Annotated in this window: 7 protein-coding genes; 4 read left to right on the top strand and 3 right to left on the bottom strand. The window is 64.5% G+C overall.

Going from position 1 to position 7,510, the window contains the following annotated elements; translation table 11 throughout:
• The 3 genes from ACOZKU_RS08205 to ACOZKU_RS08195 form a co-directional block, all read right to left on the bottom strand.
• Window positions 1-845, bottom strand: an 845-nt coding sequence (locus ACOZKU_RS08205) for a substrate-binding domain-containing protein (RefSeq protein ID WP_421578461.1), incomplete at its 3' end; no start/stop codon positions are given.
• A gap of 49 nt (window positions 846-894) precedes the next feature.
• Complete coding sequence (locus ACOZKU_RS08200) at window positions 895-1,953, bottom strand: ABC transporter permease (RefSeq protein WP_421578462.1); 1,059 nt, start codon at window positions 1,951-1,953, stop codon at window positions 895-897.
• Complete coding sequence (locus tag ACOZKU_RS08195; RefSeq protein ID WP_421578460.1) at window positions 1,953-3,467, bottom strand: sugar ABC transporter ATP-binding protein; 1,515 nt, start codon at window positions 3,465-3,467, stop codon at window positions 1,953-1,955. The genes ACOZKU_RS08200 and ACOZKU_RS08195 overlap by 1 nt, the downstream gene beginning before the upstream one ends.
• A 146-nt stretch (window positions 3,468-3,613) precedes the next feature.
• On the opposite strand from ACOZKU_RS08195, the gene mtnK reads away from it, so the two are divergent.
• The 4 genes from mtnK to ACOZKU_RS08175 form a co-directional block, all read left to right on the top strand.
• Window positions 3,614-4,885, top strand: a complete 1,272-nt coding sequence (gene mtnK, locus ACOZKU_RS08190; RefSeq protein WP_421578459.1) for an S-methyl-5-thioribose kinase — start codon at window positions 3,614-3,616, stop codon at window positions 4,883-4,885.
• Window positions 4,882-5,976: an S-methyl-5-thioribose-1-phosphate isomerase gene (gene mtnA, locus ACOZKU_RS08185; RefSeq protein WP_421578458.1), complete on the top strand. Its 1,095-nt coding sequence runs from the start codon at window positions 4,882-4,884 to the stop codon at window positions 5,974-5,976. Before mtnK ends, mtnA begins: the two co-directional genes overlap by 4 nt.
• A 4-nt stretch (window positions 5,977-5,980) precedes the next feature.
• Window positions 5,981-6,916, top strand: a complete 936-nt coding sequence (locus ACOZKU_RS08180; RefSeq protein WP_421578457.1) for a transketolase — start codon at window positions 5,981-5,983, stop codon at window positions 6,914-6,916.
• A gap of 2 nt (window positions 6,917-6,918) precedes the next feature.
• Window positions 6,919-7,510, top strand: a 592-nt coding sequence (locus ACOZKU_RS08175; RefSeq protein WP_421578456.1) for a transketolase family protein, incomplete at its 3' end; no start/stop codon positions are given.

Here is a 7,510-nt window from a genome sequence, read left to right as displayed (position 1 = left end):
ACCACGGCCGGGTTCGTCGCGGCCGTCGCGGCCCAGGCCGAGCCGGATTCGCGCATGGCGGCGATGTCGGAGGTGGAAATGTCGGCCGAGTAGATCTTGACGCTCGACGACATGCCGGCTTCGTCGACGGCGATCTTCACGCCCTTGGCGAATTCGTCATAGGGGGCGAACATCACGGTGATGTCGGGATTGGCGGAGATCACCGAACGCGCCTGGTTGGCCACCGAGTTGGCGATCGGGTTGTCCATCGTGCCGAACTGGGCGGCCTCGTTGATGCCCGAATACTTCGCCTTGAACTCCTTCCAGGTCTCGTCGCGGCGGTCGAGCGGCGCGATGCCGGCGACATAGACGTAACCGGCCTTGAAGCTCTCGCCATTGTCCTTGATCGCCTGCTCGAGCGCGAGGCGGGCCAAGTCACGGTCGGACTGCTCGACCTGCGGGATCTTGTCGTTTTCGACATTGACGTCGAAGGCGACGACCTTGATGCCGGCATCGACCGCACGCTGAGCGGCTTCCTTCATGGATTCCGTCAGGCCGTGCTGGATGATGATGCCCTGTACGCCGAGCGCGATCGCCTGGTCGACCATGTCGGCCTGGAGTGCCGCGTCCTGACGGCTGTCGAAGACCTGAAGCTGGACGCCGAGCGCCTTGGCCTGCGCTTCCACGCCGGCGAGGTAGGACTGGAAGAAGTCGCCGGTCGAGAGATAACGCACGAGCGCGATCTTGACATCACCGGGCTTGTCGAACGGCTTGGGCATATCCGCCGCAAAGGACGGAACGGCAAACGACGCCGCGGCCATCAGCCCGAGCGTCAGCTTGCCCAGGGTTCTACGCGTAAAATTCATGGTCTATCTCCTCCACTGGTGAACTTTGGTTATCCGCCGAGGCTCCCCCTCAGCGTTTGCCTCTTTTCGAGAGCGCAAAGGTGAAGATCAGGGCGATGACGAGCACGGCGCCCTTGACGAAATCCTGGGTGTAGTAGGGCGCATTCATCATCGTCAGGCCCTGCAAGAGGATGCCGACGAAGAGCGCGCCGATGGCGGTGCCGAAAGCGTTCGGCTTGGCGGCGCCGAGCACGGCGAAGCCGATGAGTGCTGCCGCGACGGCATCGAGCAGCAGGTTGTTGCCCGAGGCGATATCGCCGCGCCCGAGGCGGGCGGCAAGCAGGATGCCGCCGATCGAGGCGAAGACACCGGAGATGATATAGGCCGAGATCTTGTAGGCATTGACCGGCGCGCCGGCGAGGCTCGCCGCGCGCTCGTTGGAGCCGACGGCATACATCATGCGGCCGAAGCGGGTGTATTCGAGGAAGAACCAGATGACGATGGCGAGCACGATCAGCACCACCACCGAAACCGGCACGAGATTGGGCAGGATCAGATCGAAACGATGGCGGCCGAGCGCCAGGAAGGCCGGGCTGAAGGCGCCGGTCGCCGTCGAGCCGTCGGGCAGCGTCATGCCTGTCGCAATCGAGCGGCCCTCGGTCGGGATGCGCTGGAGGCCGAGCAGCAGGAACATCATGCCGAGCGTCGCCAGCAGATCCGGCACGCGCATATAGACGATGATGATGCCGTTGACGAGGCCGACGAGCACGCCGACGGCGAGGCAGACGAGCGTCGCCGTCAGCGCGTCGCCGCCCATCACCACCATCACATAGGACGAGGCCATCATGGCCGTGGTGGCGACGGAGCCGATCGAGAGGTCGAAACCGCCGACGACGAGCGTCGCCGTGACGCCGAGCGCCAGGATGCCGGTGATTGACACGGATTGCAGGATGAAGACCGCGCTTTGCGGCGAGGCGAAGCCGCCTGTTACCGCCGAGAAATAGAGCACCATGCCGGCGAGCAGCACGAGGAAGCCGTATTTGATCGCGGTTTCCCGGAGGTTGAAGGCGGCCGGCAGAACGGCGCCTGTGGCTGCGTTTGCGGCGGAGTTGCTCTGTTCGCTCGTCATCATGCACTGACCTGTTGATAGAATTGCCCGGCGATCTCGGAGAGCAGCCGATCGACATCGATGTCGGCATTGCGGTGCGCGCCGACGATGGTCTGTTCCGACATCACCAGGATGCGGTCGGCGACCTCGAAGGCTTCGTCGAGTTCCGTCAGGAAGAGAATGGTGGTGCGCCCGGCCGCAGACGCGCGCAGCTTCTCGCCGATATCGCGGCGGGCGGCGATGTCGACACCCTGGAAGGGTTCGTCGAGGATGAGCAGGCGCGACGGCTCGGACAGCCAGCGGCCGACCATGACCTTCTGCTGGTTGCCGCCCGACAGCGTCTGCATCTCGTCGCGCTCGCTGCGGCAGACGACGCCGAGCGCGGAAATCTGCTGGCGCGCCTTGGTCTTTTCGGCGCGCCGGCTGGCAATGCCGAAAGAAGATAGCCGGCGAAGGAACGGCAGGCTGATATTCTCGTAGATATTGAAATCCGGCACGATGCCGCTGATCGCGCGGTCCTTGGCGACGAGGAAAACACCTTGGGCAATCGCCTGTCCCGTCGTCTTCGGCGCATAGCGCTTGCCATCCAGCGTCATCTCGCCCGCTGCCGGTGAACGCGCGCCAAACAGCGTTTCGGCGAGCGCCGTCTTGCCCACACCGACAAGGCCGGTGACGGCGACGATCTCGCCGTCACCGAGATCGAAATCGAAGGGCCGCGTCTGTTCGGAGAGTTTCAGGCCGCGCACGCTGAAGACCGGGCGTCCCGCCTCACGCACCGCGACGGCGCCGGCGGAGACCTTGCGACCGAGCATGGCATTGACCGCGCCTTCATAATCGAGTTCCGGCCCCTCGAAACGGCCGGTGATGCGTCCGTCGCGCAAAGCAAGGATGCTGTCGGCAAGTCGGCGGATATCCGACATGCGGTGCGAGATATAGAGAATGGCGACGCCGCGCGCCTTCAGGCGGTCGACGAGATCGAACAGGCGGTCGGCTTCCGCGCTCGACAGCGACGAGGTCGGCTCGTCGAGGATCAGCACCTTCGGTTCATGCGCCATGGCGCGCGCAATCGCCACCATCTGGCGGTCGGCCAGCGCCAGGTCGTTGATATTGGCCGTGAGGTCGATGGCAAGCCCCATGCGGGAGGCGACGGCGGCGGCCTCGCGGCGCACCCGGCGGGGATTGAAGAACAGTCGCGCGCCGCGACCATTCAACCGGTCGAGCGTCAGATTGGTCGCGACGTCGAGATCGGCGACGACGCCGTCATTGATGTTCTGGTGCACGGTGACGACACCGGCGCGGATCGCTTCGGCCGGTGTCGCCGGTTCGAAGGCGGTGCCCGCCAGCATGATCGTGCCAGCGTCCTTCGTGTAGACGCCGGAGAGGATGCGCACGAGCGTGGATTTGCCGGCACCGTTGGCACCCATCAAAACCGTCACTGCGCCTGCTTTGAGGTCGAGGTCCACACCCTGGAGCACCGGAACCGGGCCAAAGGATTTGCGCACGCCCTCAATGCGAAACACTGCCTGTTCGCTCATTTCCGCCTCCCAATGAGACCACGTTAGGATAGGCTATCATCAAATGTCAAGGCCGTTGACATTTGACAGAATGATGCCTTAGCTGTGGGCACAGACGGCATGGCGGCAGGCAATGGAGGCAGCCCCGTGCGGAGGAGGAGAACATCATGAGCAGTCCCGTCTTCGAAGCGCTAAGCGCCGAGACATTGCCGGAAAGGCTTGGCGGCAACGCCGCCCTCACCGAGAGGATCGGCAGCGATACGTCGCGCTGGACGGTGAAGGAAGTCGGCGACGGCAACCTCAATCTGGTCTTCATCGTCACGGGCGAAACGGGTGCCGTCATCGTCAAGCAGGCGCTGCCCTATGTGCGCCTCGTCGGCGAAAGCTGGCCGCTGCCGCTCAAGCGCTCGTTCTTCGAATATCACGCGCTGAAGCGCCAGGGCGCGCGCGACCCCGGCATGGTGCCTGACATCCTGTTCTTCGATGAGGCGCAGGCCATCATCGTCATGGAATTCCTGACGCCGCATGTCATCCTGCGCCGCGCGCTGATCGATGGCCGAGAGTTGCCGAAGATCGGCCGCGACCTTGGCCTCTTCGTCGCCCGCACGCTGTTCCGCGGCTCCGACCTTTCCATGGTGACGCGCGAGAAGAAGGCGGATGTCGCGCTGTTTTCCGACAATGTCGAGCTGTGCGACATCTCAGAAAACCTCGTCTTCTCCGATCCCTATTTCGAGGCCGCGCTCAACCGCCACACCACGCCGCAGCTCGATCCCGTCGTCGCTGAGCTGCGCGCCGACCGCGATCTCAAGGTGGAGGCGCAGCGGCTGAAGCACCTGTTCTCGGCCAAGGCCGAAACGCTCTGCCATGGCGACCTGCACACCGGTTCCGTCATGGTGACCGATGACGAGACCCGCGTCATCGACCCGGAATTCGCCTTCTACGGTCCGATCAGCTTCGATGTCGGCATGCTGATCGCCAATTTCTGGATGAGCTATTTCTCGCAGGCCGGCCACGAGGCCTCCCCCGGCGCGCGCGACAGCATGCGCGCCTACCTGCTCGATACGATCGATACGCTCTGGGAAACCTTCCGTGCGGAATTTGCCCATCTCTGGCGCACCGAGCGAAAGGGCATCCTCTACCAAGCGAGCGTCTTCGAGGACCGCAACGACCCCCTTGCCGCCGAACAGGCGCTCAATATCGTCATCGACGAAATCTGGCGCGAAATGCTCGGCTTCGCCGGCATCGAGATCCACCGCCGCATCCTCGGCCTTGCCCACAATGCCGATTTCGAAACCATCGCCGACCCCGACCGCCGCGCGCCCTGCGAAAGCAAGGCGCTGAAGTTCGGGCGTCACCTCGCCGTCAACCGGCAGCGCATCCACGGCCTCCGCGATATCCGCGAAACGGTGGAGCGGCTTGAAAAGGAGATCCTCGCGTGAAAGTCGGAGAACGCCACTATCATACGATCTGGCTGAACGAGGACGGCCGCGCCGTCGACATCATCGACCAGCGCTGGCTGCCGCATGAATTCCGCGTCGTCACACTGAAGACCGTCGCCGATGTCGCCGTCGCCATCCGGGACATGTGGGTGCGCGGCGCGCCGCTGATCGGCGTCACCGCGGCCTATGGCGTCGCCATCGCTATGGCGAACGATCCGTCGGACGCCCATCTCGATGCCGTCTGGGAAGAACTCAACGAGACCCGCCCGACCGCCATTAACCTGCGCTGGGCGCTGAATGCGATGCGCGATCATCTGCGCCCGCTGCCGGACGCCGAACGCGCTGCCGCCGCTTATGCGCGCGCCGCCGAGATCGCGGAAGAGGATGTCGAGCTCAACCGCGCTATCGGCGCCAACGGCCTTGACGTCATCCGCGAGATCGCAGCGGGCAAGAAGCCGGGCGAGCCGGTGCGCATCCTCACCCATTGCAATGCCGGCTGGCTTGCGACCGTCGATTACGGCACGGCGACGGCACCGATCTACATGGCCGTCGAAGCGGGCATTCCCGTCCACGTCTATGTCGACGAGACCCGCCCCCGCAACCAGGGCGCCTATCTCACCGCCTGGGAGATGAACGGCCATGGCGTGCCGCACACGCTGATCGTCGACAATGCCGGCGGCCACCTGATGCAGCATGGCGATATCGACATGGTGATCGTCGGCACGGACCGCACGACGGCGAACGGCGACGTCTGCAACAAGATCGGCACCTACCTCAAGGCGCTTGCCGCGCGCGACAACGACGTGCCCTTCTATGTCGCGCTGCCCTCGCCCACCATCGACTGGACGGTGCATGACGGCATCAAGGAAATCCCGATCGAGGAGCGCACCGCCGATGAGGTGAGCTTCGTGCAGGGCCGCGCCGCAGACGGCTCGATTGCCAGTGTGCGCATCTCGCCTGAGGGCAGCCCCGCCGCCAACCCCGCCTTCGACGTCACGCCCGCCCGCCTCATCACCGGTCTCATCACCGAGCGCGGCATCGCCACGCCGTCGCCCGAGGGCCTGAAGGCACTCTTCCCGGAACGGAGCTGAGACGATGAGCCTGTCTAACCGGAAATCCACCGAGGAGATCGCTCTCGGCATCCGACGCCGCGTGTTCTTCCACACGATGAAGCACAATGGCGGTTATCTCAGCCAGGCCTGCTCGGCTGCCGAAAGCCTCGCGCTGCTCTATAACGAGGTGCTGAAGCTCGGCGAACCGACGCTGCCGAAGGTGCCGCTGCCCTTCCGCGGCGTGCCCTCGGCGCACAATCCGGATGCCTTTACCGGCGCCGGTTACCACGGCCCTGTCGGCCCGGATTACGACCGCTTCTTCATCTCGCCGGCCCATTATGCGCTCGTCATCTACTCCGCGCTCATCGAGACCGGCCGCATGGACGAGCACGCGCTCGACCATTTCAACAAGGACGGCGGCTCGGTCGAGATGATCGGCGCCGAGCACAGCCCCGGCATGGAAGTGACCACCGGCTCGCTGGCGCAGGGCCTCTCCATGGCCTCGGGCGTCGCCTGGGCGCGGCTGCGCAAGAAGGAGCCCGGCAAGGTCTGGGTCTATATGTCGGACGGCGAGTTTCAGGAGGGCCAGACCTGGGAATGCCTTGCGGCGATGAGCTATCACAAGATCGACAATATCCGCATCATCGTCGATGTGAACCGTCAGCAATGCGACGGCGCCATGTCCTCGGTGCTCGATCTCGGCGATCTCGCCGCCCGCGTCGCGTCCTTCGGCGTGACCTGCCGCTCGGTGGATGGCCATGATCTCGGCGCGCTCAGCGAAGCCGCTGAGAGTGCCGAACCCGGCAAGCCGCTCGTCATCCTCGCCAACACCTCCCCCTATCAAGGCATGGATTTCCTGAAGAAGCGCTTCCCGCGCCTGCACTATGTGCGTTTCAAGAGCGCGGAGGAGCGGTTGGAGATGCGGGACGCTCTCGCCGTCGAACTCGGCATCGATCTCAATGCGATGGAAGGGGCCTGACCATGGTCGAAATCGTCAACCGCCCCTATGCGAAAGCCTTCGAGGCCTTCGCCACCGCGCGTCCCGAAGTCCTCTGCCTGTCGGCCGACCTCACCTCCTCCTGCGAGGTCGACGGTTTTCGCGACCGGCATCCGGAGCAGTTTCTGTCACTCGGCATGGCCGAGCAGAACATGCTGTCCTTTGCCGGCGGCCTTGCCATGCAGGGCTTCCGGCCGTTCATCCATACGTTCTCGGTCTTCCTCTATCGCCGGCCCTATGACCAGCTGATCAACTCAATCGCCTATTCCAACCGCAAGGTCCGGCTGATGGGTTTTCTGCCCGGCATCACCACGCCGGGCGGCATCACGCATCAGGCCATCGAGGACATCGCGGTGCTGCGCGCCGTGCCGAACATGACGATCCTCGAAACGGGCGACGCCACCGAAGTCGAGACCGTGCTCGAGGTCGCCGACAGCGTCGATGGTCCGGTCTATGTCCGCATCCTGCGTGGCGAGGTGCCGCGCCTGTTCTCGACACCTTTCGAATTCAACAAGCTGCGCACGCTCTCGGAAGGTGACGACATCCTCGTCGTCTCCTCCGGCGTCTGCACCGAAG

This window comes from Shinella sp. M31, assembly GCF_049199205.1.
GTDB lineage: Bacteria > Pseudomonadota > Alphaproteobacteria > Rhizobiales > Rhizobiaceae > Shinella.
The sequence above is the reverse complement of the archived record's forward strand: the minus strand, read 5'-3'. Positions and strand labels throughout refer to the sequence as shown.